At 62.1% G+C, this 23,297-nt stretch carries 24 protein-coding genes and 1 pseudogene; 18 read left to right on the forward strand and 7 right to left on the reverse strand.

All coding sequences use genetic code 11. From position 1 onward, the window contains the following. Positions 1 to 86: 86 nt before the first annotated feature. Positions 87 to 717, reverse strand: a pseudogene (locus AAIE04_RS11330) (NAD-dependent epimerase/dehydratase family protein); the annotation flags it as partial. A 110-nt stretch (positions 718 to 827) separates the two neighbouring features. On the opposite strand from AAIE04_RS11330, the gene AAIE04_RS11335 reads away from it, so the two are divergent. Then, positions 828 to 1,760, forward strand: a complete 933-nt coding sequence (locus AAIE04_RS11335) for a LysR family transcriptional regulator (protein WP_498576953.1) — start codon at positions 828 to 830, stop codon at positions 1,758 to 1,760. A gap of 3 nt (positions 1,761 to 1,763) precedes the next feature. Here AAIE04_RS11335 and AAIE04_RS11340 read toward each other — a convergent pair whose 3' ends face one another. The 3 genes from AAIE04_RS11340 to AAIE04_RS11350 form a co-directional block, all read right to left on the reverse strand. Then, entirely contained in the window at positions 1,764 to 2,153 is a 390-nt protein-coding gene (locus AAIE04_RS11340) for a YidB family protein (RefSeq protein WP_019453502.1), read from the reverse strand. Positions 2,154 to 2,246: 93 nt separating this feature from the next. Then, on the reverse strand, positions 2,247 to 2,495 hold the full coding sequence (locus tag AAIE04_RS11345) for a GlsB/YeaQ/YmgE family stress response membrane protein (RefSeq protein ID WP_019453501.1): 249 nt from the start codon (positions 2,493 to 2,495) through the stop codon (positions 2,247 to 2,249). A 14-nt stretch (positions 2,496 to 2,509) separates the two neighbouring features. Then, on the reverse strand, positions 2,510 to 2,707 hold the full coding sequence (locus AAIE04_RS11350; RefSeq protein WP_019453500.1) for an ElaB/YgaM/YqjD family protein: 198 nt from the start codon (positions 2,705 to 2,707) through the stop codon (positions 2,510 to 2,512). A gap of 627 nt (positions 2,708 to 3,334) precedes the next feature. Here AAIE04_RS11350 and AAIE04_RS11355 point away from each other — a divergent pair. Both AAIE04_RS11355 and yjdN read left to right on the forward strand, forming a co-directional pair. Next, complete coding sequence (locus tag AAIE04_RS11355) at positions 3,335 to 4,255, forward strand: Kdo(2)-lipid IV(A) acyltransferase (protein WP_498056623.1); 921 nt, start codon at positions 3,335 to 3,337, stop codon at positions 4,253 to 4,255. 139 nt (positions 4,256 to 4,394) lie between these two features. Then, positions 4,395 to 4,814 carry a VOC family metalloprotein YjdN gene (gene yjdN, locus AAIE04_RS11360; protein WP_019453497.1) on the forward strand — a complete coding sequence of 140 codons (420 nt, stop codon included), beginning with the start codon at positions 4,395 to 4,397 and terminating at the stop codon, positions 4,812 to 4,814. A gap of 16 nt (positions 4,815 to 4,830) precedes the next feature. Here the strand turns inward: yjdN and AAIE04_RS11365 are convergent, their stop codons facing one another. Further along, positions 4,831 to 5,025 carry a hypothetical protein gene (locus tag AAIE04_RS11365; protein ID WP_498056624.1) on the reverse strand — a complete coding sequence of 65 codons (195 nt, stop codon included), beginning with the start codon at positions 5,023 to 5,025 and terminating at the stop codon, positions 4,831 to 4,833. A gap of 160 nt (positions 5,026 to 5,185) precedes the next feature. On the opposite strand from AAIE04_RS11365, the gene AAIE04_RS11370 reads away from it, so the two are divergent. Together AAIE04_RS11370 and kdoO are read left to right on the forward strand one after the other, a co-directional pair. Further along, the gene (locus tag AAIE04_RS11370; protein ID WP_063918598.1) at positions 5,186 to 6,739 is read left to right on the forward strand and encodes a sensor domain-containing diguanylate cyclase; all 1,554 of its coding nucleotides are present in this window, start codon (positions 5,186 to 5,188) and stop codon (positions 6,737 to 6,739) included. A gap of 494 nt (positions 6,740 to 7,233) precedes the next feature. Continuing rightward, positions 7,234 to 8,127 carry a Kdo hydroxylase KdoO gene (gene kdoO / locus AAIE04_RS11375; RefSeq protein ID WP_498576954.1) on the forward strand — a complete coding sequence of 298 codons (894 nt, stop codon included), beginning with the start codon at positions 7,234 to 7,236 and terminating at the stop codon, positions 8,125 to 8,127. Between the two features lie 42 nt (positions 8,128 to 8,169). Here the strand turns inward: kdoO and paaZ are convergent, their stop codons facing one another. Continuing rightward, positions 8,170 to 10,236 (reverse strand): phenylacetic acid degradation bifunctional protein PaaZ, encoded by a 2,067-nt coding sequence (gene paaZ, locus AAIE04_RS11380; RefSeq protein ID WP_498576955.1) that lies wholly within the window; start codon positions 10,234 to 10,236, stop codon positions 8,170 to 8,172. Positions 10,237 to 10,553: 317 nt separating this feature from the next. Here paaZ and paaA point away from each other — a divergent pair, with 317 nt between their 5' ends. The 13 genes from paaA (at position 10,554) to paaY (ending at position 21,845) form a co-directional block, all read left to right on the forward strand. Beyond that, positions 10,554 to 11,492 carry a 1,2-phenylacetyl-CoA epoxidase subunit PaaA gene (paaA, locus tag AAIE04_RS11385; RefSeq protein WP_063918600.1) on the forward strand — a complete coding sequence of 313 codons (939 nt, stop codon included), beginning with the start codon at positions 10,554 to 10,556 and terminating at the stop codon, positions 11,490 to 11,492. Between the two features lie 21 nt (positions 11,493 to 11,513). Further along, complete coding sequence (gene paaB, locus AAIE04_RS11390) at positions 11,514 to 11,801, forward strand: 1,2-phenylacetyl-CoA epoxidase subunit PaaB (RefSeq protein WP_004935173.1); 288 nt, start codon at positions 11,514 to 11,516, stop codon at positions 11,799 to 11,801. 8 nt (positions 11,802 to 11,809) lie between these two features. Beyond that, the gene (gene paaC, locus AAIE04_RS11395; protein WP_498576956.1) at positions 11,810 to 12,568 is read left to right on the forward strand and encodes a 1,2-phenylacetyl-CoA epoxidase subunit PaaC; all 759 of its coding nucleotides are present in this window, start codon (positions 11,810 to 11,812) and stop codon (positions 12,566 to 12,568) included. A gap of 9 nt (positions 12,569 to 12,577) precedes the next feature. After that, positions 12,578 to 13,075: a 1,2-phenylacetyl-CoA epoxidase subunit PaaD gene (gene paaD, locus AAIE04_RS11400; protein ID WP_498576957.1), complete on the forward strand. Its 498-nt coding sequence runs from the start codon at positions 12,578 to 12,580 to the stop codon at positions 13,073 to 13,075. A gap of 13 nt (positions 13,076 to 13,088) precedes the next feature. Continuing rightward, on the forward strand, positions 13,089 to 14,147 hold the full coding sequence (paaE, locus tag AAIE04_RS11405; RefSeq protein ID WP_019453489.1) for a 1,2-phenylacetyl-CoA epoxidase subunit PaaE: 1,059 nt from the start codon (positions 13,089 to 13,091) through the stop codon (positions 14,145 to 14,147). 8 nt (positions 14,148 to 14,155) lie between these two features. Beyond that, the gene (paaF, locus tag AAIE04_RS11410; RefSeq protein ID WP_498576958.1) at positions 14,156 to 14,929 is read left to right on the forward strand and encodes a 2,3-dehydroadipyl-CoA hydratase PaaF; all 774 of its coding nucleotides are present in this window, start codon (positions 14,156 to 14,158) and stop codon (positions 14,927 to 14,929) included. A gap of 3 nt (positions 14,930 to 14,932) precedes the next feature. After that, complete coding sequence (gene paaG / locus AAIE04_RS11415) at positions 14,933 to 15,724, forward strand: 2-(1,2-epoxy-1,2-dihydrophenyl)acetyl-CoA isomerase PaaG (RefSeq protein WP_019453487.1); 792 nt, start codon at positions 14,933 to 14,935, stop codon at positions 15,722 to 15,724. A 2-nt stretch (positions 15,725 to 15,726) separates the two neighbouring features. Next, positions 15,727 to 17,256 carry a 3-hydroxyacyl-CoA dehydrogenase gene (locus AAIE04_RS11420; RefSeq protein WP_498576959.1) on the forward strand — a complete coding sequence of 510 codons (1,530 nt, stop codon included), beginning with the start codon at positions 15,727 to 15,729 and terminating at the stop codon, positions 17,254 to 17,256. Next, positions 17,253 to 17,693, forward strand: a complete 441-nt coding sequence (paaI, locus tag AAIE04_RS11425) for a hydroxyphenylacetyl-CoA thioesterase PaaI (RefSeq protein WP_019453485.1) — start codon at positions 17,253 to 17,255, stop codon at positions 17,691 to 17,693. Before AAIE04_RS11420 ends, paaI begins: the two co-directional genes overlap by 4 nt. Then, a complete protein-coding gene (pcaF, locus tag AAIE04_RS11430; RefSeq protein WP_498576960.1) occupies positions 17,690 to 18,895 on the forward strand; it encodes a 3-oxoadipyl-CoA thiolase in 1,206 nt (401 codons plus the stop codon). The genes paaI and pcaF overlap by 4 nt, the downstream gene beginning before the upstream one ends. A 15-nt stretch (positions 18,896 to 18,910) precedes the next feature. After that, positions 18,911 to 20,218: a phenylacetate--CoA ligase PaaK gene (gene paaK / locus AAIE04_RS11435; RefSeq protein ID WP_063918604.1), complete on the forward strand. Its 1,308-nt coding sequence runs from the start codon at positions 18,911 to 18,913 to the stop codon at positions 20,216 to 20,218. A 79-nt stretch (positions 20,219 to 20,297) separates the two neighbouring features. Continuing rightward, positions 20,298 to 21,236 (forward strand): phenylacetic acid degradation operon negative regulatory protein PaaX, encoded by a 939-nt coding sequence (gene paaX / locus AAIE04_RS11440; protein WP_019453482.1) that lies wholly within the window; start codon positions 20,298 to 20,300, stop codon positions 21,234 to 21,236. A gap of 12 nt (positions 21,237 to 21,248) precedes the next feature. Then, the gene (paaY, locus tag AAIE04_RS11445; RefSeq protein ID WP_019453481.1) at positions 21,249 to 21,845 is read left to right on the forward strand and encodes a phenylacetic acid degradation protein PaaY; all 597 of its coding nucleotides are present in this window, start codon (positions 21,249 to 21,251) and stop codon (positions 21,843 to 21,845) included. Positions 21,846 to 21,883: 38 nt separating this feature from the next. Here paaY and AAIE04_RS11450 read toward each other — a convergent pair whose 3' ends face one another. After that, entirely contained in the window at positions 21,884 to 23,281 is a 1,398-nt protein-coding gene (locus tag AAIE04_RS11450) for an amino acid permease (protein WP_063918605.1), read from the reverse strand. Positions 23,282 to 23,297 lie beyond the last annotated feature (16 nt).

Below are 23,297 nucleotides of genomic sequence, written 5' to 3' on the forward strand. Positions count from 1 at the left end.
GACCGTTCCCCGCCGCCTCGCGGCGGGGAAGCCAATACGCCACTCAGGGAATGATGCCGCGACGGCGGAACTCATCAAACAGCGTGATAAACATGGGTAAGCGCCCGGCTTACCGGGAAAGCGCAGCGGCAGCCCGAGCGCTTTACTGATGGAGGCGTAAACCGCGATGCTTAACGCCAGATTCATCGGGTTGCCGAGCGAGAAGCCCCCCACCACGCTCGGGCGAATAGCGCTCCAGCGCCAGCGCTTGCCTGCCTGACGCTGCGCCAAATACTGCTGCTGCGCCATGTTAAACTCCGGCGGCATATGCCCCGCGTCGCTTTCGCGCGCCGGCGTTTTAAACGGCCCCAAATGCGCGCCATAGACCTTATAGCCCTGCATCAGGCTGATATGCTCCAACGCCGGCGCGATCGGCTCCAGTCCTTCGACAACGTGTTGCAACATCTGCAGGTTCGGCGCCACCAGTCCCGCCCAGTCCGGCGCATCCTGATAGGCGGCATAGAAAACGTGACTAATCGCGCTCAGCGGTCGCAGCGCGTCACGCGTCGCCGCCGCATCCAGCAGGTCAACCTGCAGATGGCTCACCCCTGGCGCCGGTTGACCACCCCGCCGCGAAACGCCCACCACTGGCCAACCCAGGCCGGTCAGCTCCTCAATCAATCGGCGCCCAATCACGCCATTGGCGCCGATCACCAGCGCCTGTCGCATTGCGTTCATCTTGCCACTCCTCGGGTTATCGATGCCCTGAGTGTTATTGATTAGCAATACTTGTGGTAGAAGAGACTTTCTACTAACACTAATAAGAAAAATCTATAGGCAAGCACATCATGGATAAGCTGAACGCGATGAAAACCTTTCTGCGGGTAGCGGAGCTGGGCAGCCTGTCGGCCGCCGCTCGCGATCTGCGTTTGACGCAGCCGGCGGTCAGTCAGCAAATCGCCGGCCTGGAGCAACAGCTGGGAGCGCAGCTGTTGTTTCGCAGCACTCGGGCGGTCACCCTGACCGAGGCTGGCAATGATTACTATCAGCGTATCAAACCGATTATGGCGGCGGTCGACGAAGCGGAAGAGGCGCTGCTCGGGCAGCACCACCGGCTGCAGGGCAATCTGCGCCTTCACGCACCGACCGGTTTCGGGCAACGACACGTCACGCCGCTGGCCATCGCGTTCCAGCAGCGTCACCCGGAACTCACCATCGAGCTGCTGCTGGACGATCGCCGCGCCGACGTGATCGGCGAAGGCATCGACGTAGCGCTTCGCTTCGGCGAATTGCACGCGCCCGGCATGGTGGCGAAACGGCTGGGTGAGTTGCAACGCCTGCTGGTGGCGTCGCCGGCCTATCTGGCCAAGCACGGTACCCCCCGTTCGCCGGCGGAGCTGGTGAAACATGCGCACATTCGTTACAGCGGATTAAACGACGGTGATACGCTCACCCTGCTCGGCCCACACGGCGCCGAGATAGTCGCTCTGCGGCCCACGTTCCGCGCCAACAATACGTTATCGCTGCTGGCGGCCATCGAGGCAGGCGCCGGAATCGGCGGCGCGCAGCGGCCGTTGATCGGCGAGCAGCTGGCGACAGGGGCGTTGGTTCCCGTGTTGCCGGAATACCGCTACCCGCCCATGGCGCTGCACGCGGTCTATCCCGCTTTACGTTTTATTCCGCAGAAAGTGCGCGCCTGGGTGGCGCATCTGCAACAGGCGTTGACGACGATCGAGGGAATCAGCGGAGTGAATGCCCCCGGCCAGACGCCGGGAGCATAATCATTATTTGAACAATTTGCCGACCATGTCGCCCAATTCATTGCTGTCTTGCTGTACTTCGCCATTTGGTGAAGCGGCATCGGCTACCGTCGGCAAGAACTGCGCAATGGTGCTGGACGCCTGGGCCGGATCGACGCCCAGCTTTTCAGCCAGTTGATTGATCGCATCGCTGCCCAACGCCTGCTGCACGTGATCGCCGGTAATCGGCTGATTTTCGCCATTGCCGAGCCAGGAACCGACGATATCGCCGAACTGCCCCTGACGGAACTTGTCCAAAATGGCCTGCAGGCCGCCTTGTTGCTCGACCCACTGCATAATGGCGATGTAATCGATGCCTTTGCCGTTGGCACCGCCGCCTAAAATGTTACCCAATACGCTATCGAACAGACCCATGATATTCCCCTTTCAGCGATTCGGCCGCGCCGCGCCGCCGGATTGATTTCACGAAAAAGGGCCGCCGCGGCGACCCTGTTGAGCAACGGCTGCTTAGCCTTTGATCTTCCTGTAGACAAAAAGCACCACCAGGGCACCGATGACTGCCACCACAAAGCTGCCCAGGTTAAAACCGTCAACGCGACCCATGCCGAAGAAGGTGCTGATATAGCCGCCGACCACGGCGCCCACGACCCCCAGTACCACGGTCATAATAAACCCGCCGCCGTCTTTGCCCGGCATAATCCATTTGGCCAGGATACCGGCGATTAAACCAAAAATGATCCAGGAAATGATGCCCATCTTTACTCTCCCTCTTACCTTTTGCCTAACAGAAATCCTATGACCAGGCCCACGACGGCGCCGGCGCCTATCCCCGCCCAAGGGTTATCCTTGATGCAGGCACATGATTGCTCGAGCGCTGCTTGTACGCCGCTGCGCACTTCGCAGGCGGTGGTTTTCACGTAGTCGCTCGGTTGCTCAACACCGTTTAGATCGTCATTTTCATATGACATGTCAAATCCTTACAGACCCACCCTCTGAGAATTGCGTCACCTGTTTCACGCCAGACGCCGTCCGCTCCGCGATGTTGCTCTGGGCGACTTGCCCGCAGCAGCTCAATGCAGGGTGTGCGGCGACAAACGCGCAACTTCACACTATGACTATAGTAAAAAATCAGCGGTTTACCCATTTCCGTCCGTCTGAATTTCACCGTATAAAAAACGCTCGCATTTCATCTCGTCGTCATATTGGCAGACTAAACTTTGAACAAATCCTTTGGGAGGAAACGCCGATGTTCAATGGCCCGTTTGTTCTGATTCTCGCGCTACTGTACGCACTGGCCGCCATCTGGGACGGTTCCGCCGCGTTACTGTTTCTCTAAGGTTACATAGCGGTTGTCACTTTTGCGATGCGCTGAATTGTGTCCTTATTTTTCAATGTCGCCAGCCGGTTGAAATAGCGGTGAATATCCCCCCTTCCCTCGGTAAAAATCTCATTTCGTTCCGTTTTCCGTCTGCGCTTAAATAAAGCGTAAAAAAAGCATGAATGGAAAACCCGGTCTCACAAAAAATGCTCTATCATTTCGCACTTAACAATTTGGGTTAAGGTCCCATTGCGAAATTAAAGGAAGAACAGAAAAAATGATTTTAAACCAACGCTTTGAGCGCGAATTCTTGCGCCCTCGTTATTGGTTGCTGTGGATAGGGCTGGGAATACTCTATCTATTGGTGTTATTGCCCTACCCGCTCATTTATCGGCTTGGACACGGCCTTGGCAGAATCGCCATGCTCCTGATGAAACGCCGGGTAAAAATAGCGCGCCGTAATTTAGAACTCTGTTTCCCTGAGATGCCCGCCGCCGAACGAGAGGCGCTGATTGTCAAAAATTTTGAGTCCGTCGGCATGGGCCTGTTCGAAGTCGGCATGGCCTGGTTCTGGCCTGACTGGCGCATCGCCCGTTGGTTTAAGGTGAGCGGCATGGAAAACATGCAGTTGGCGCGTCAGGACGGGAAAGGCGTGCTGCTGATCGGCCTGCATTTCCTCACTCTGGAGCTGGGCGCGCGCATCTTCGGCATGCAAAACCCCGGCATCGGCGTACACCGCCCGCACAATAACAAGCTGATGGAATGGGTGCAGACCTGGGGCCGGCTGCGCTCGAATAAATTCATGATCGATCGTAAAGATATCAAAGGCATGATTCGCAACCTGAAGCAGGGTGAAATCCTGTGGTACGCGCCGGACCACGACTACGGCCCGCAAAGCAGCGTGTTCGCCCCGTTCTTCGCCGTGGAAAACGCCGCCACGACGACCGGCACCTATATCCTGGCGCGTATGGGGCGGCCGTCGATCGTGCCATTCGTGCCGCGCCGCCTGCCGAATGCCCGCGGCTACGAGCTGATCGTGCAACCGCCGCTGACGGACTTCCCGCTGGACGATGAAACGCGCGCGGCGGCCATGATGAACCGCGTGGTGGAGGAACAGGTGCTGCTGGCACCCGATCAATACATGTGGCTGCACCGCCGCTTTAAAACCCGCCCGCCCGGCGAACCTTCGCTGTATTAATCGCCTTCGCCGCGCTCAAGCATTCTGCAGCAGGGGAACTACACTAATAAGTCACCGACGGCAATTATTGCCGCCAGCAATCATTTTTCCCGCCCGTGGGCCGGTCGTTGCCTGCCGGGTCTTAACCGAGGTCAATGTCATGCTGGTACAACCTTATTTGTTCTTCAGCGGTAACTGTGAGCAAGCGATTAACTTCTATGTGCAGCAGCTGAATGCCAAAATTGAAATGGTCATGCGTTTCAAAGATATGCCCGAAGAGGCCCGACAAGGCGGGCCACAGGACGTCAACCCGGATGCGATCATGCATGCGCGCCTGCTGATCGGCGACGGCGTGCTGATGGCTTCAGACGGCTGTCCGCAGGATGACAGCGGCGGGGCTTCCCACAAAGGCTTCTCGCTGTCGCTGAACCCCAGCGATGCGGAACAAGGACGCAAACTGTTCGATAATCTGGCGCAGGGCGGCCAGGTGACGATGCCTTATCAAGCCACCTTCTGGGCCAAAGGCTTCGGCATGCTGACCGACAAATTCGGCGTCAACTGGATGATCAACGTCGAGTAACTCCGTCATGGCACCGCTAGCTATAGCGGTGCCAGTCATAGGCCGCCTTGGCGAACAGAACGAACAGCAGCGCCAACAGCATCAATCCCAACCGCCAGTAGGGCGACCGACGCCGCCGCCAGGCGAAGTACATCATCACCGCCAGCGCCCCCAGCGTGAGGGGGTAATACACCGCCAACGTCAGTAACGCGATAATGATGTAATCCGACATGGATCCTTTCACTCCGTAGTGTTTACGCCGCCGCTGATGCAGTTTGCGGCCCGACTTTCCCGCATCGCCACGTTAAGGGCTAGAGGTCTGGCGCATTTATGCATAAAATATAGGATTGCTCTTAACTCAAATTGAATAGTAATCAAACCACAAGGGTGACATGACTCAGCAGCAACCCCTACAGGATGCCGTGCCGCCGCGCAGCGTTAAAAGCTCCCCATTATTATTTCAGGCCGGCGTGTTTGTCATCATCGTTGCCGCCACGCTGATCCTCTTTAACAGCTGGCAAATCTGGAGCGCGCACCAGCGCGATCTGCGCAGCGCCGAGCATGAATCCGCCAACCTCGCCCGTTCGCTGGCGCAGCATGCCGACGACACCTTCATGCAGGTGGATGGCAATCTGCTCGATCTGACCGAGCGTATTCAGACCGACGGACTGGGTCCGTCACAGCTGATGCGGCTGCAGCGGGTGATGCAGACACAGGTCGGCAACCTGCCGCAGCTGCATGGGCTGTTTGTTTACGATGCGCGCGGCCGCTGGCTGGCGACGGCCTCAGGCAAATTCATCAAGAACGCCAACAACGCCGATCGCGATTACTTCAAATATCATCAGAATCGCGATGGCGCCGGCCTGTACATCGGCAAAGTGATCCGCAGCCGCACCACCGGCGATCTGATCATCCCCGTTTCGCGGCGATTCAACAACCCGGACGGCAGCTTTGGCGGCGTAGTGCTGGCCACGCTGTACATCGATTATTTCCGCCAGTTTTACGATAGTTTCGCGCTCAACACCGACGCCTCGTTAAACCTGCTGCTGGCGGATGGCACCATCCTGTACCGCCGCCCGTACTCGGCAACGTCGATCGGTAAAAACATCGCCAAGGGCGTGCTGTTCAGCGAGATTTTGCCGCATTCGGAGTTCGGCAACGCCACCATTACCTCGCTGTTCGACAAAGTGGAGCGCATCTACGGCTACTCGCGAGTGAACCGCTTTCCCCTGGTGATCGCCGCGGGATTGTCGAAACGCGACGCGCTGGCGGATTGGCGCACCGACGCCGGCCTGTTCGCCGCCGGCGGCCTCTCTTTATTGATGATCCTGCTGGCGATGGGCATGGTGCTGCTGCGGCAAATCAAGCACAGCATGCAAACCGAAGCCGAACTGATGCGCACCCGCGATCAATTGACCAGCATCAACCAGATGCTCGAAGAGCTGGCGCTGCTGGACGGCCTGACCGGCCTGGCCAATCGCCGCCAGTTTGATATCGCGCTGAAGAACGAGCTGGCGCGCGCTTCGCGCAACTACCGCAGCGTGGCGCTACTGATGCTGGATATCGACTACTTCAAACAGTACAACGACAGCTATGGCCACGTCGCCGGCGACCAGTGCCTGCAGCAGATCGGCCAAACGCTGAAGGGGTTGGCATGCCGCAGCAACGACGTGCTGGCGCGCTACGGCGGTGAAGAGATGGGGATTATTCTGCCGGATACCGATGTGCAAGGCGCGCTGATTTTCGCCGAACGCGTTATCAATGCGGTGCGCGATCTGAAGATCCCGCATCAGGGCAATCCGCACGGCATCGTTACCATCAGCATCGGCATCTGCGCCAAAGTGCCGCATATGTACAACGATACGCCGATCGGCTTTATCAATGAGGCCGACAGCGCGCTGTATCAGGCCAAGAAAAAAGGCAAAAACTGCATTTACGGCGCTTGACCAATAATTAGGCCGTCGCAACCAGGCGGCCCCAATTATTCATCCGGAAAAATGAAATAATTCCCCCCCAAAACTTTTTCTCTCCGGCGTTATCTTCCCTCCTGAATAGAATAGCGGCGAAAAATAAGCAGGGTATTTATTTCCATTAAAATTCAACAAGATAAAAAACACGCCATTTAACGAACAATTCGTGCCTTTTTTGATTATTCGTGCCTACAGCGGGGCTCGTTTAGCCTACGTTTACTTTTTATTGGCGTTGCCGGTGATACCCTTGTCAGAACTATTCTAAATATCAGGAAGCCATCGCACGCTTCGGCGCAATGCGCCCTGCTGATACAACCATAATAGAACTCACCTATTTCACGTTGCCATTGGGCGACCGGCGCAAAGCGTTCTGACGCCGCTCCAGCCAGCCACTGTGCAAACCAGTGCAGCCATCCACGCGGCAACCTGAAAGGCGGGAATAAAGCGATACAGATTTGCGAGGAGATCTCATGCCTACTGGCGATATTATGCGTGAACAGGCCGTACTGACGCTGCCGTTGCGGCAATGGGCGGCGGCGGAAACATCCAGCGCGGTCAGCGAACTGGAACAGGGCAAAGTGCTGTTTCTGCCTGAACTGGCCTTCACCCTGTCTGAGCAGGAAAAGCCGCTGCTGGATCCGACGCTGGTCGATCCGAAGCGCAAGAACATCAGCTATCAGCCTCTGTCCGGCAAGCTGACCGGCGTCGCCGTTGCGGAGCGCCAGCAGCAGGTGCAGCAGATGCTGGAACGCTATTACCAATCCTGTCGCCAGCTGATCGCCGGGCTGTTGCCCGAGTATCAGGAGGTGCTGCACCATCCGACCGGCAGCCTGCGCTTGCATCCGGTTTCCGCCTGGCGCGCCAAGAACTCCTGGCGCAAAGACGACAGCCGGCTGCACGTCGACGCTTTCCCGTCGCGTCCAAACTACGGCGAACGCATTCTGCGCATCTTCACCAACATCAATCCGCACGGTGAGAATCGCCAATGGCGCGTCGGAGAACCCTTCCCCGATCTGGCGGAACGCTTTATGCCGCGTTTGGCCCGTTACTCCGCCTTCAGCAGCTGGTTGCAACATCAGGTGCGCATCACCAAAACCCGCCGCAGCCATTATGACCATCTGATGCTGCAACTGCATGACGCGATGAAGGCCGACGGCGATTATCAGCAACGGGGTCCGCAGCTGGCGCTGGAGTTCCCGCCGGGCAGCAGTTGGATTTGCTTCTCGGATCAAACGCCGCACGCCGCGATGGGCGGCCAGTTTATGCTGGAGCAGACCTTCCTGTTGCCGGTGAATAAAATGCAGGATCCGCAGCGTTCGCCGCTGAAAGTGCTGGAACAGCTGCGCGGGCAGCCGCTGATCTGAATGACCCGCCGCCGCCGGCACCCGGCGGCGGCGAAGCGCGCATTATGCCTCGAAGTCCCCTTGCTGGCGCGCCACCAGCGTCAGGATGCTGTACAGCGCCACCGGCTGCTGTTCCTGATTCAGCACCTGCACATCCCACACCACCACGCCATGCGGCCGATCTTCGGCGGTTTTCTGCGGCTTGCGGATCTTCTTCTTGCAGGTTAACCGCACCTGAATGGTGTCGCCGATCTTCACCGGTTCAATAAAACGCAGATTTTCCATGCCGTAGTTGGCGATTACCGGCCCGACGGCGGCGTCGACAAACAGCCCGGCAGCGGCCGACACCACAAAGTAACCGTGCGCTACCCGCTCGCCGAACAGCGAATCGGCAGCGCCGATCTTGTCCATGTGCGCGTAAAAATGGTCGCCGCTCAGGCAGGCGAAGTTGACGATATCCGCCTCGGTCACGGTGCGGCGCGCGGTCAACAGGCTGTCGCCCAGCTGCAGCTGCTCGAAATATTTGCGGAACGGATGCACCGGATACTCGGCGACCGGCGCGCCGCGCACCCATTCACCGCCGATGGCCGCCAGCATCGCCGGGCTGCCCTGGATCGCCGTACGCTGCATATAATGTTTCACCGCGCGCAGCCCGCCCAGTTCTTCGCCGCCGCCGGCGCGCCCCGGGCCGCCGTGCACCAGCATCGGCAACGGCGAGCCGTGGCCGGTGGATTCCGCCGCCGCCTGCTCATCCAAAATCAGCATACGTCCGTGAGCGCAGGCCGCCGCGCGGATAAAGCGCTTGGCCAGCGCCGGGTCGGCGGTCACCAGCGATCCCGCCAGGCTGCCCTGCCCCAGCAACGCCAGCGCGATCGCCTGCTCGGTATCCGCATACGGCATCAGCGTCGCCACCGGGCCGAAGGCCTCGGTACCGTGCACCGCCTGATGGGTGAACGGATCGGCGCAATACAGCAGGGTCGGCGGATAAAATGCGCCACCGCGCGCGCCGTCCCCCAGCACGTCCAGCTTATCCAGGGCTGCGCCGCACAGGGGCTCGCAACCGTTGCGCAGCAGGAACTCCACCTTGCTTTGCACATCATCACGCTGTTCGTGGCTGACCAACGCCCCCATGCGCACCTGCTCCAGCTGCGGGTCGCCCACCGTCACGCCTGACAGTCGCTGCAGCAAGGCCTGACGCACCGCCGCCACCTGCGACGCCGGCACGATGATGCGGCGGATCGCGGTGCATTTCTGCCCCGCCTTGGCGGTCATTTCACGACACACCTCTTTAATAAACAGGGCAAATTCCGGCATTTCCGGCGTCACGTCCTCCGCCAACACGCAGCAGTTGAGCGAATCCGCCTCCATGGTGAACGCGATCGATTTCTCCAACAGGCGCGGATGCGCGCGCAGCCGCTGGCCGGTCTGCGCCGAACCGGTGAACGTTACCGCATCCTGATAATCCAGGTGCGCAAACATGTCGCCAACGCCGCCGCACACCAGCTGCAGCGCCCCTTCCGGCACCAGGCCGCTGTCGACGATCAGCCTGACCATCGCCTGCGTCAACTGCGCGGTGGCGGTGGCCGGCTTGATGATGGCCGGCATGCCCGCCAGCCAGGTCGGCGCCAGTTTTTCCAACATCCCCCAGCACGGGAAGTTGAAGGCGTTGATATGCAGCGCTACGCCCGGGCGCGAGGTCAGTACGTGGCGGGCGGCGAATTGCGCCTGCTTCGACAGCGGGATCAGCTCATCTTCCGGCCACAGCGTATCGTCCGGCAGATCGCGGCCGGCCATGCCGGCATAAGCGAACAGCGTCGCGATGCCGCCTTCGATATCGACCCAGCCGTCGCTGCGCGTCGCCCCGGTTTGATAGGAGATCTGGTACAGCGCCTCTTTATGCGCCAGCAGGTGCTTCGCCACCGTTTTCAACATCTGGGCGCGCTGCTGGAACGTCATTTTCGCCAGCGCCGGGCCGCCGTGGCTACGGGCATAGCTCAGGCTGGCCGCTAACGGCAGGCCGTCGGAGCAGACCTGGAACAGCGCTTCGCCGGTCACGGCGTGGCGGATCTGGCGGCCCTCTCCCTGCCCATACACCCAGGCGCCAGAAAGATAACTGTGTAACTGCTGCATGTGCCCTCCAAAATTCATAAATTTTCACCATACAGCTTAATTACGTATCACATAAATGCCAGTCAACGCCAAGCTCAATTTTAACAAAAAGAGAACAAAAGGCACCACTAAGCCGCTAATCTTGCCGTTAACGCGGAGTTAACCTCAAAATTTATCAAATTAAATCAATACACTAATGATATACCCTGTGATTGAACTCGCAAAACCACATAAATCTCGTTTGATCTTTTTGTTATCAGTTTGTAGCCTTATGGTTAGTTAAAGTGATTCACATTTTTGTGTTTAATGTGAAAAATACGAATCACCAAGAGGCAAGCATGACAACTGAAGCACAGTACCAGCAGCATTTCGACGACAAGATCGCGGCGGATATCGCTATCGAGGCCAAAGACTGGATGCCGGACGCCTACCGTCAGAACCTGATTCGGCAGATCGGCCAACACGCCCACTCGGAAGTCATCGGCATGCTGCCGGAAGCCAACTGGCTGACGCGTGCCCCCACGCTGCGCCGCAAGGCGGTGCTGCTGGCCAAAGTGCAGGATGAGGCCGGCCACGGTCTGTACCTCTACAGCGCCGCCGAGACCCTCGGTTGTTCACGCCAGGACATCTACCAAAAGATGCTCGACGGCAAGATGAAGTACTCCTCTATCTTCAATTATCCCACGCTCAACTGGGCGGATATCGGCGTGATCGGCTGGCTGGTCGACGGCGCCGCCATCGTCAACCAGGTGGCGTTATGCCGTGCGTCCTACGGCCCCTATGCGCGGGCGATGGTGAAAATCTGCAAAGAGGAAAGCTTCCACCAGCGCCAGGGCTATGAGGCGGTGATGGCGATGGCCAACGGCAGCGACACGCAACGCGCCATGCTGCAGGACGCCATCGATCGCTTCTGGTGGCCGGTGCTGATGATGTTCGGCCCGAGCGACGCCGACTCCCCGCACAGCGCCCAAAGCATGGCATGGAAAATCAAACGTCACAGCAACGATGAGCTGCGGCAGAAATTCGTCGACAACACCGTGCCGCAGCTTGAGGCGCTGGGCATGACGGCGCCGGACCCGGACCTTATCTGGGACGATGCCGCCGGCCACTATCGCTTCGGCGAGATCGACTGGAGCGAACTGCATGAGGTGATCAAAGGACGCGGCCAGTGCAACCACGAACGCCTGCAGGCCAAGCGCCGCGCCTGGGAAGACGGCGCCTGGGTGCGCGACGGCGCCATGGCCCACGCCGCGAAAAACGCCGCCTCCGCCGCATAGCCACCATAAGGAATCGAGATCATGAGCCACGTTGAATGGCCGCTGTATGAAGTGTTTATCCGCAGCAAACAAGGGTTGGCGCATCGCCACGTCGGCAGCCTGCACGCCGCCGACGATCAAATGGCACTGGAAAACGCCCGCGACGCTTACACCCGCCGCAATGAAGGCTGCTCGATTTGGGTGGTGCAGTCGCGCCATCTGATCGCCTCGCAGCCGGAAGATCGCGGCGCGTTCTTCGATCCGTCCGAAGACAAGATCTACCGTCATCCGACGTTTTACACCATCCCCGACGGCATCAAGAACATGTAGAGGCGACCATGACGGTTAACGATCCGCGCATCAGCTATTTGCTCCGCCAGGGCGACACGCCTCTGATCCTCGCCCAGCGCCTGTGCGCCTGGTGCGGCCACGCGCCCGAGCTGGAAATCGATCTGGCGTTGGCCAACATCGGGCTCGACCTGCTCGGCCAGGCGCGCAACTTTCTGGGCTACGCCGCCGAACTGGCCGGGCCGCCCTGCAGCGAAGACAGCCTGGCCTTTGGCCGTGACGAGCGCCAGTTTCACAACCTGCTGTTGGCGGAACAGCCGAACGGCGGTTTCAACGACACGCTGGTGCGCCAGTTCCTGCTCGACGCCTACCACGTGCAGCTGCACCAGGCGCTGAGCCGCAGCCGCGATGCGCAGATCGCCGCCATCGCCGCCAAGTCGTTGAAGGAAGCCGATTACCACCTGCGTTTCAGCCGCGGCTGGATGATCCGCCTGGGCGACGGCAACGACGTCAGCCACGGCAAGATCCAACAGTCGCTGGATAACCTGTGGCGCTTCACCGCCGAGCTGTTCCACGCCGACGAGCTGGAACTGGCGTTGGCGGAGCAAGGCGTTGCCGTCGATCCGCGCGAACTGCAGGCCCCCTGGCAGGCGCAGGTGGAAGAGACGCTGCGCCAGGCGACATTGACGCTGCCTGCCGAGCAGGCGTTCCGTCACGGCGGCAAACAAGGGCGACACAGCGAACACCTCGGCCCGCTGCTGGCGGAGATGCAGTTCCTGCAGCGCGCCTATCCAAACAGTCAGTGGTAGGAGGCCGCGATGAACGTCACTCGTTTGAAACCCGCCGAAATTCCGCAGATTTGGCACTGCCTGCAGCAGATCAGCGATCCCGAACTGCCGGTGATGTCGATCACCGATTTGGGCATGGTGCGCGACGTGGCGCGCGACGGCGCCGGCTGGCGCGTGACTTTCACCCCAACCTACTCCGGCTGCCCGGCCACCGAATTTCTGCTCAACGCCATCGAGCAGCGGCTGGCGGAAGCCGGTTTCAGCCCGGTGCAGGTTGAGATCCGCCTCAGCCCGGCCTGGACCACCGACTGGATGAACGCCGACGCCCGCGAACGGCTGCGGCAATACGGCGTGGCGCCGCCGCAGGGCCATACCTGCGATCGTCCGCACGCCCACGGCCCGGTAGCCTGCCCGCGCTGCGGCAGCACCCACAGCGAGAAGATCAGCGAGTTCGGCTCCACCGCCTGTAAAGCGCTGTATCGCTGCTGCGACTGCCGGGAACCGTTCGACTACTTCAAATGCATATAGGAGCGCTGACACCATGACGGTCTTTCATCGCCTGAACGTCGCCGCCATCGAGCGCGAAACGCCGGACGCCGTAGCCATCACGCTGCGCGTGCCCGAAGAACTGCAAAACCAATACCGCTATACCCCCGGCCAGCACCTGACGCTCAAGGCGTTGGTCAACGGCGAAGAGCTGCGGCGTTGCTACTCCATCTGCAGTTCACCGCAGGAAGGCCTGCTGCAGATCGGCGTGAAAGCGATCGATCAGGGCCGTTTCTCCGGCTTCGTCAACCGCATGCTGAAGGTCGGCGATGCGCTGGAGGTGATGGTGCCGCAGGGGCGCTTCGGCTATCAACCGCAGGCGGAGCGCAGCGGCAACTACCTGGCGATCGCCGCCGGTTCCGGCATCACGCCGATGCTGTCGATCATCAAGGCGACGCTGCAGCTCGAACCGGGCAGCAGTTTCACCCTGATCTACGGCAACCGCAACAGCAGAACCATGATGTTCAAAGAAGCGCTGTCGGATTTGAAAAACCGCTACCCACAGCGTTTTCAGCAGCTGTACCTGTTCAGCCAGGAGAGCCTCGACAGCCCGCTGCTCAGCGGCCGCATCGACCGCGAACGCCTGGCTGCGATCGGCGGCGCGCTGCTGGATTTCCGCGACTATGACCACGCCTTCATTTGCGGGCCGGAATCGATGATGGACGACGCGCAAACCGTACTCGAACAGGCCGGGGTACCGGCCAATCACATCCACAGCGAGCGCTTCAACACCAGCGGCCTGGTCGCCCGCCCGCGCAGCAGCGGCGATCGCAACGCCACCCGGGTGGCGATCCTGCTCGACGGCCGCCGGTTGGATATTGAGGTCGGCGAACAGGACGACAGCATTCTCGACGCGGCGCTGCGCCAGGGCGCCGACCTGCCCTACGCCTGCAAAGGCGGCGTGTGCGCCACCTGCAAATGCCGGCTGAAGGCCGGCCAGGTGGAGATGGGCGTCAACTACAGCCTGGAGCCGGACCAGTTGGCCGCGGGCTATGTATTGAGCTGCCAGTCGTGGCCGAAAGGCGACGGCGTGGTGTTGGACTTCGACGTCTAGGAGCCGCGATGGACACCCCTTTCATTTTACGCCAACAACAACACCGGGTGGTCACGCTGACGCTGCACCGCCCGGAGGCGCGCAACGCCCTGAGCACCCCCTGCCTGGAGCAGCTGGTGTCTCTGCTGGAGCAGGCCGATGCCGACCGCGGCGTGGGCGCCGTGGTGATCGCCGGCGCGGCGCGTTTCTTCGCCGCCGGTGCCGATCTGCGCGAACTGCAGCAGCAGGATGTGCCGGCCGCCCTGGCGGACAGCCGTCCGCAGCTGTGGCAGCGGCTGGCGCAGTTCAGCAAGCCGCTGCTGGCGGCGGTAAACGGCTATGCATTGGGTGCCGGCTGCGAGCTGGCGCTGGCCTGCGACATCGTCATCGGCGGTGAAAGCGCCCGCTTCGGCCTGCCGGAGATCACCCTTGGTCTGATGCCGGGCGCCGGAGGTACTCAACGCCTGATCCGCTGCGTCGGCAAATCGCGCGCCAGCCAGATGGTGCTAACCGGCGAAGCCATCGACGCCCGCACCGCGCTGCAGGCCGGCCTTATCAGCGAAGTGTGCGTCGATGCTCTGACGCTGGAACGCACACAGCAGATTGCCGAGCGCATCAGCCGTCAGGCGCCGCTGGCGCTGCGCGCCGCCAAGCAGGCGCTGAAACAGGCCGAGGAGACCGGCCTTAGCCAGGGGCTGGCGATGGAACGTCAGCAGTTCGTCACCCTGGCCGCCACCGACGATCGCCGCGAAGGCATCGCCGCCTTTTTCGAAAAACGTACGCCAAACTATCAGGGGCGCTGATTTATGGATAACGCATTGATTCTCAGCCATCTCGACGCCGGCGTGTTGACGCTGACCCTCAACCGTCCGGATCGGCTCAACAGCTTTAACGACGAGATGCATCGCCAGCTGAGCGAGGCGCTGACGCAAGCCGAGCGCGACGACAACGTGCGCTGCCTGCTGATCGCCGGCGCCGGACGCGGTTTCTGCGCCGGGCAGGATCTCAACGATCGCAACGTCAGCGCCGATCAACAGGCACCGGATCTCGGTCTGTCGGTCGAACGTTTCTACAACCCCCTGATCCGCCGTCTGACCGCCCTGCCCAAGCCGGTGGTGTGTGCGGTCAACGGCGTAGCGGCCGGTGCCGGTGCCGCGCTGGCTTTGGCGTGCGACATCGTCATCGCCGCCGACAACGCCAGCTTTATTCAGTCTTTCTGCCGCCTGGGGCTGGTGCCGGATTCCGGCGGCAGCTGGTTCCTGCCGCGGCTGGCCGGCCACGCTCGCGCGATGGGCATGGCGCTGCTGGGCGACAAAATCAGCGCCCAACAGGCGCTGGAGTGGGGCATGATCTGGCAGGTAGTGCCGGCGGAGGAATTGGCCGATCGCACGCAAACGCTGGCACGCCATCTGGCCACTCAGCCAACCTACGGTCTGGGCCTTATCAAGAAAGCCATCTATAGCTCGGCCACCAACAGCCTCGATCAGCAGCTCGATCTGGAGCGCGATCTGCAGCGATTGGGCGGCCGCAGCGACGACTACCGCGAAGGCGTCAGCGCGTTCTTCGCCAAACGCACGCCGAACTTCAGCGGGAAATAGCCATGAACGCGTCCCTTGTTAACGGCCGGGTGGCGGTGATCGGCGCCGGCACCATGGGCATCGGCATCGCCCAGGTGGCCGCTGCCGCCGGCCACCCGGTGCGGCTGTTCGATATCGCGCCCGCCGCCGCCCAACGAGCGATCGACGAACTCGCTCGCCGCCTGCGGCAGCGGGTGGACGGCGGCAAGGCCGATGCCGCGACCACCGAAGCGCTGCTGGCGCGCCTCGAACGCGCCGACTCGCTCGAGCAACTGGCCGACTGCGCGCTGGTGATTGAAGCGGTGGCGGAAAACCTGGCGATTAAGCAGAGCCTGTTCCGCGATCTGGAAGCGGTCTGCTCGCCCGCGACGCTGTTTGCCAGCAACACCTCCTCGCTGTCGATCACCGCCATCGCCGGGGCATTGCAACACCCGGCGCGTATGGCCGGACTGCACTTTTTCAACCCGGCGCCGCTAATGAAGCTGGTGGAGATCGTCAGCGGTCTGGAGACCGGTGCCGAAACCCTCGCCGCGCTGCAGGCCGTGGCGCAGCGTTGGGGTAAGCAGAGCGTTCTGTGCCGCTCAACGCCGGGATTCATCGTCAACCGCGTGGCGCGGCCGTTCTATGCCGAAACCCTGCGCGCGCTGGAGGAACGGGTGGCCGACGCCGCCACGCTGGACGCGGTATTGCGCGACGCCGGCGGTTTCGCCATGGGCCCGCTGCAATTGACCGATCTGATCGGCCAGGACGTCAATTTCGCCGTGACCGAATCGGTGTATCAGGCCTTCTACCAGGATCCGCGCTTCACCCCTTCGCTGGTGCAGCAGGAGTTGGTGGCCGCGGGGCACCTCGGCCGCAAATCCGGCCGCGGCTTCTACCGCTACGACACATCGCGCTCCGCCGCCGAGATCGCCTTTGCGCCGCCGGCGCAGGCCGCGCAGCCACAGCGCGTCACCTTGCACGGCGATTGGTCGCCGCTGGCCGATCTGGCGCAGCTGTTAAGCGAAAATGCGGGGGCGATCATACAACCTGGCCAGACCAGCCCGCACGTCACGATCGACGACGTTACACTGATGTTAACCAATGGTAAAACCGCCGGCCAGCTGGCCGACGAACGTGGAACGCCCGTGGTGCTGTTCGATCTCTGTGCCGACTATGCGCGCGCCTCCGCCATCGCCATCAGCTGCGCGGCGCAAAACGGTGCGCAACACAATGCCAAAGCGATTCGCCTGCTGCAGTCCCTCGGCAAGCAGGTCATTCCGTTGCCGGATTACCCCGGCCTGCTGACGATGCGCACCCTGGCCATGCTGGCCAACGAAGCGCTCGACGTGGTGAACAAAGGCGTTGCCAGCGCCGAAGATACCGATCTGGCGATGCTGCGCGGCGTCAACTACCCGCGCGGACCGTTGGCCTGGGGCGCCGCGCTTGGCTGGCGCCACATCCTGGCGACGCTGGAAAACCTGCAACGCTATTACGGCGAGGCGCGCTATCGCCCTATGCCGCTGCTGCGCCGTTATGCTTCTCCCGCCTCTTTCCCAGGAGCCGAACAATGAACGCCAATACGCCGCGCGCGCTGGCTCAGCGCTGCGCCGAGCAAATGTTTCAGCAAGATACCTGCGCTCAGGCGATGGGTATGCATATCGACGCCGTCGACGCCGGGTACGCGCAGGTCAGCATGACCGTCGGCCCGCAGATGCTCAATGGCCACCAGACCTGTCACGGCGGCCAGCTGTTCAGCCTGGCGGACACCGCTTTCGCCTACGCCTGCAATAGCCAGGGGTTGGCGGCGGTCGCCTCCGGCTGCAGCATCGACTTCGTCCGCCCGGCGCTGGCCGGCGATCGCCTCACCGCCAGTGCGGAGGTGCGCCATCAGGGCAAAGCCACCGGGCTGTATGACGTAGAGATCGTTAACCAACTGGGCAAAACCGTCGCCTGGTTCCGCGGCCGCGCGCACCGCCTCGGCCACAGCATTTTAGGAGAGCAGGCATGAATCAGGCATTTATCTGCGACGGCGTGCGCACCCCGATCGGCCGCTATGGCGGCGCGCTGGCACAGGTGCGCGCCGACGATCTCGCCGCCCTGCCGCTGCGCGTGCTGCTGGAACGCTATCCGCAGGTGGATTGGACGCAGCTGGACGATGTGATCCTCGGCTGCGCCAACCAGGCCGGGGAGGACAACCGCAACCTGGCGCGCATGGCGCTGCTGCTGGCCGGGCTGCCGGTCGGCGTGTCCGGCACCACGGTGAACCGCCTGTGCGGCTCGGGTCTGGATGCGCTGGCGATGGCGGCGCGCAGCATCAAAGCCGGCGACGCCGGGCTGATGCTGGCCGGCGGCGCAGAATCGATGACCCGCGCGCCGCTGGTGATGGGCAAGGCCGACAGCGCCTTCAGCCGCCAGGCGCAGCTGTACGACACCACTCTCGGCTGGCGCTTCGTCAACCCGCGCATGCAGGCCGAGTTCGGCACCGATTCGATGCCGGAGACCGCCGAAAACGTCGCGGCGCAGTTCAACATCAGCCGCGCCGATCAGGACGCCTTTGCGCTGCGCAGCCAGCAGCGCGCCGCCCGGGCGCAGGCGCTGGGCTACCTGGCGCAGGAGATTGCCCCGGTCAGCCTCACTGGAAAAAAAGGCGCGGTGACGCTGTTCAGCCAGGATGAGCATCCGCGCGCCGACACCACGCTCGAGCAGCTGCAGGCGTTGAAAACCCCGTTCCGTCAGCCCGGCAGCGTCAGCGCCGGCAACGCCTCGGGGCTGAACGACGGCGCGGCGGCGCTGCTCGTCGCCTCCGAAGCGATGGCGGCGCGCCAGGGCCTGACGCCGCGCGCGCGCATCCTGGCCACCGCCACCTGCGGCGTGGAGCCGCGGCTGATGGGCATCGGCCCGTTGCCCGCCACCCGCAAGGTGCTGGAGATCGCCGGGCTGAGCCTGGCGCAGATGGACGTTATCGAACTGAACGAAGCGTTCGCCGCCCAGGCGCTGGCGGTGATGCGCCAGCTTGGCCTGCCGGACGATGCGCCGCAGGTCAACCCCAACGGCGGCGCGATCGCTCTGGGACACCCGCTGGGCATGAGCGGCGCGCGCCTGGCGCTGGCCGCCCTGTTTGAACTGGAACGGCGTGCCGGCCGCTACGCGCTTTGCACCATGTGCATCGGCGTTGGCCAGGGCATCGCCATGATCATTGAGCGTGTCTGACCCCTGAGGCTAACCATGACAATAAATCCACAGCCCCTCGATAGCATCGAATTCGCCTCGCGCGATGAGATTGAAGCGTTGCAGTTGGCGCGCTTGAAATGGACGCTGCACCACGCCTACGACAATGTGCCGATGTACAAACGCAAGTTCGACCAGGCAGGCGTGCACCCTGACGATCTCAAACAGCTGAGCGATCTGGCGCGTTTCCCTTACACCACCAAGCAGGATCTGCGCGACAACTACCCGTTCGACACCTTCGCGGTGCCGATGGAACAGGTGGTACGCATCCACGCCTCCTCGGGTACCACCGGCCGCCCGACGGTGGTCGGTTACACCCAGCGCGACATCGATAACTGGGCCGATATCGTCGCCCGCTGTCTGCGCGCCGGCGGCGCCACCGCCAAAGACAAGGTGCACGTCGCCTACGGTTACGGCCTGTTCACCGGCGGCCTGGGCGCGCACTACGGCGCGGAGCGGCTCGGCGCCACGGTGATCCCGATGTCCGGCGGCCAGACGGAACGACAGGCGCAGCTGATCCTCGACTTCAAACCCGACATCATCATGGTGACGCCGTCCTATTGCCTGACGCTGATCGACGAGCTGGAGCGCAAGATGGGCGGCGATGCGCGCGGCTGTTCGCTGCGGCTCGGCGTGTTCGGCGCCGAACCCTGGACCGAAGCCTTGCGGCACGAAATCGAAACCCGCATGGGCATCAAGGCGCTGGATATCTATGGCCTGTCGGAAGTGATGGGGCCGGGCGTAGCGATGGAATGCCTGGAGAGCGGCGGCGGCCCCACCATCTGGGAAGACCACTTCCTGCCGGAGATCATCTGCCCGGAGACCGGCGTCGCCCTGCCGGACGGTGAGCACGGCGAACTGGTGTTTACCACCCTGACCAAAGAGGCGCTGCCGGTGATCCGCTACCGCACCCGCGATCTCACCCGTCTGCTGCCGGGGGACGCGCGCCAGATGCGCCGCATGGGCAAGATCACCGGCCGTTCCGACGACATGCTGATCATCCGCGGCGTCAACGTCTTCCCGTCGCAGGTGGAAGAGCAGATCATGCAGTTCGAGCAGCTGTCGCCGCACTATCAGCTGCAGGTCAGCCGCAGCGGGCACCTGGACACGCTGGCGGTGCGCGTCGAGCTGAAAGAATCGGCGCTCAGCCTCAGCCACCAGCAACGTTGCGACATCTGCCACCAGCTGCGCCACCACATCAAATCGATCGTGGGCGTCAGCACCGACGTCAGCATCGCCAACTGCGGCGATATTCCGCGATCGGAAGGCAAAGCGCAGCGCGTGGTCGATCTGCGGCCGCGCTGAGGCGCACGGCGTCACGGATGACGCCGCCCTAAATTAGGCGTAATGTTATGGCTCATCGAAGGCTAACCCATGGAAAAATATGGAACATAAACTGGATGAGTTCATTCGCCATGCCGTCGACGCGCAGCCGATCAGCGGCACTTCGCTGATCATTTCGCTGTACGGCGACGCGCTCAGCCACCGCGGCGGCGAAGTGTGGCTCGGCAGCCTGAGCGCGCTGCTGGAGGCCTTCGGTTTCGGCGATCGCTTCGTGCGCACCTCGGTGTTCCGCCTGCAGAAAGAGGGTTGGCTGGCGGTGGAGAAAATAGGCCGCCGCAGCTTCTACCGCGTGACCGATCAGGGAATGCGTCAGTTCCGCCACGCCGAATCGAAAATTTATCTGCGCGAGCAGCCCGCCTGGGACGGCAAGTGGGAGCTGTTGCTGCTGGAAAGCGCCGATAAAAACGCGCGCGCGCGGCTGAAAAAAGAGCTCGGCTGGCTCGGGTTCGGGCAAATCGCCAGCAACCTGATGGCCGCCCCCACCCATGCGCAGACCGACGTGACGGCGCTGCTCGGCGAACTGAACGCCAGCGAGCAGGTGATCTACTTCCGCGCCGATTACCCCTACAACCGCTCCGAACAAACCCTGCAGAAACTGGTGGCCGACTGCTGGTCGCTGAGCGAGGTGGCGGCCGGCTATCACGAGTTTATCGTCTCCTTCCGGCCGCTGATGGCGCTGCTGCGCGAAGTCGACCCGGCGGCGCTGACGCCGCTGCGCTGTTTCCAGATTAAGCTATTATTGATTCACTTCTTCCGTCGCGTGGTGTTGAAAGATCCGCTGCTGCCGGACGCGCTGCTGCCCGCGCAGTGGGAAGGCCAGATCGCTCGCAATCTGTGCATCAATCTCTATCAGCAGGTCGATCGCGCTGCGACGGAGTACGTCAGCTCGCTGGCGGAGACCACCATCGGCGCCCTGCCCGCGCCGGCCGCCGGTTACTATCGGCGCTTCGGCGGCCTGCCGCGCGACCCTACATGTTAAGGAACTCACGCTATGCCTGTGTATCAGATTGACGGTCTGACGCCGGTCGTTGACCCCAGCAGTTACGTGCACCCAACCGCGGTGCTGATCGGCGACGTGATCGTCGGCAAACACGTGTATATCGGCCCGAACGCCAGCCTGCGCGGCGATTTTGGCCGCCTGGTGATCTGCGACGGCGCCAACATTCAGGACAACTGCGTGATGCACGGCTTCCCGCAGCAGGACACGGTGGTGGAAGAAGACGGCCATATCGGCCACGGCGCCATCCTGCACGGCTGCCGCATTCGCCGCAACGCGATGGTGGGCATGAACGCGGTAGTGATGGACGGCGCGGAGATCGGTGAGAACACCATCGTCGGCGCGATGGCGTTCGTCAAAGCCGCGGCGACGATCGAAGCCAACAAGCTGGTGGTCGGCAGCCCGGCGCGCGTGCTGCGCGATCTGACCGAACAGGAGCTGGCCTGGAAGATCGCCGGCACCCGCGAGTATCAGGATCTGGTGCAGCGCTGCAAATCCTCGCTGCACGAAGTGGCGCCGTTGACCGCAATCGAGCCGGGCCGCCAGCGCCTGAGCTTCGGCGATCACCTCATCCCGAAAAGCCAGCTTTAATCCCCAGGGCTGAGGTGCGTCTCAGCCCCTGCCCCGCATTACTCCACCTCCGGCGCCTTGAACGGCGACGGCGCAGCCGCGCGGCGGCTCTGGAAGCGGTAGGCCACCACCAGCAGCAAGGTGAACGGAATGCCGAACCACAGCGTCATGCGGAAGAATTCGGTAAACGCCGTCGAGATCATCAGCGCCGCCATCAGCCCGCCACCCAGTAAGGTGGTATAGGGGAATCCCCACATGCGGAACTTCAGATGGGTCTGCCGGTGCCGGCGGCGGAAGAACAGATGGGTGACGAAGATCATCAGCCAGGTAAAACAGGCGCCATACACCGAAATGGACATCATGGCGGCGAACGACGTTTCCGGCGCCACCAGGCTCAGGACGATGGACACCACGATGCCGATGCACGACATCGCCAGCGCATTGACCGGAATGCCGCGCCGGCTGACGCGCCCCAGCGCCGCCGGCGCCTGCCCGGCGCGCGACAGCGAGAACATCATGCGGGTGGTGATGTACAGCTGGCTGTTCATCGCCGACAGCGCCGCCACCAGCACGATAAAGTTGAAGATGCCGGCGGCGGCAGGCAGATGGATCACGTTCATCGCCATCAGAAACGGGCTTTCGCCGGTGCCGGACTGGCGCCAGGGCACGATGGCCAGCATCAGGGCGATCGACAGCATGTAGAAGATGAACAGCCGCACGATGGTGCCCTTGAACGCCGCCTTCACCGCAATCACCGGATTTTTCGCCTCACCGGCGGCCACCGCGATCATCTCAATGCTCAGGTAGCTGAAGATGGAAACGATCACCGCAAACCACATGCCCTTGATGCCAAACGGCATAAAACCGCCGGTGGTCAGGTTGCGCAGGCCGTAGGTCGGGTTGCCCGAGAACGCCAGGATGCCGATACCGATCAGAATGAAGGCCACGATCGCCGTCACTTTGACGGTGGACAGCGCGTATTCCACCTGGCCGAACGACTTCACGCCGATCACGTTGACCGCGATCACCGCCGCCGAGAACAGCAGCACCCACGGCCAGGTCGGCGTCGCCGGAAACCAGAACTGCATGTACATGCCGATGGCGGTGACTTCGGTGCCCACCGCCAGCACCACGCAGGACCAGTAGGAGTAGCGCACCAGAAAACCGAACAGCGGGCCGAGATAAAATTCGGCGTAGTCGCCGAACGAACCGGGCGTCGGGTGTTCGGAGGTCATTTCCGCCAGGCTGCCCATCAGCAGCAACGCAATGACGCCGCCGATCAGGTAGCTCAGCAAGACCGACGGCCCCGCCATCTGAATGGCATAGGCGCTGCCGAGAAACAGCCCGGTGCCGATGGCGCCGCCTATCGCCAGCATCGACATCTGCCCGGCGGTAAGATGCTTGTTCAACCCGCCCTGGCGACGGGCGATATGCTCAAAATCATTCATCTGTGGCATGGCAGTGTTCCCGAGC

This window comes from Serratia sp. Ae19-1 (genome assembly GCF_059801225.1).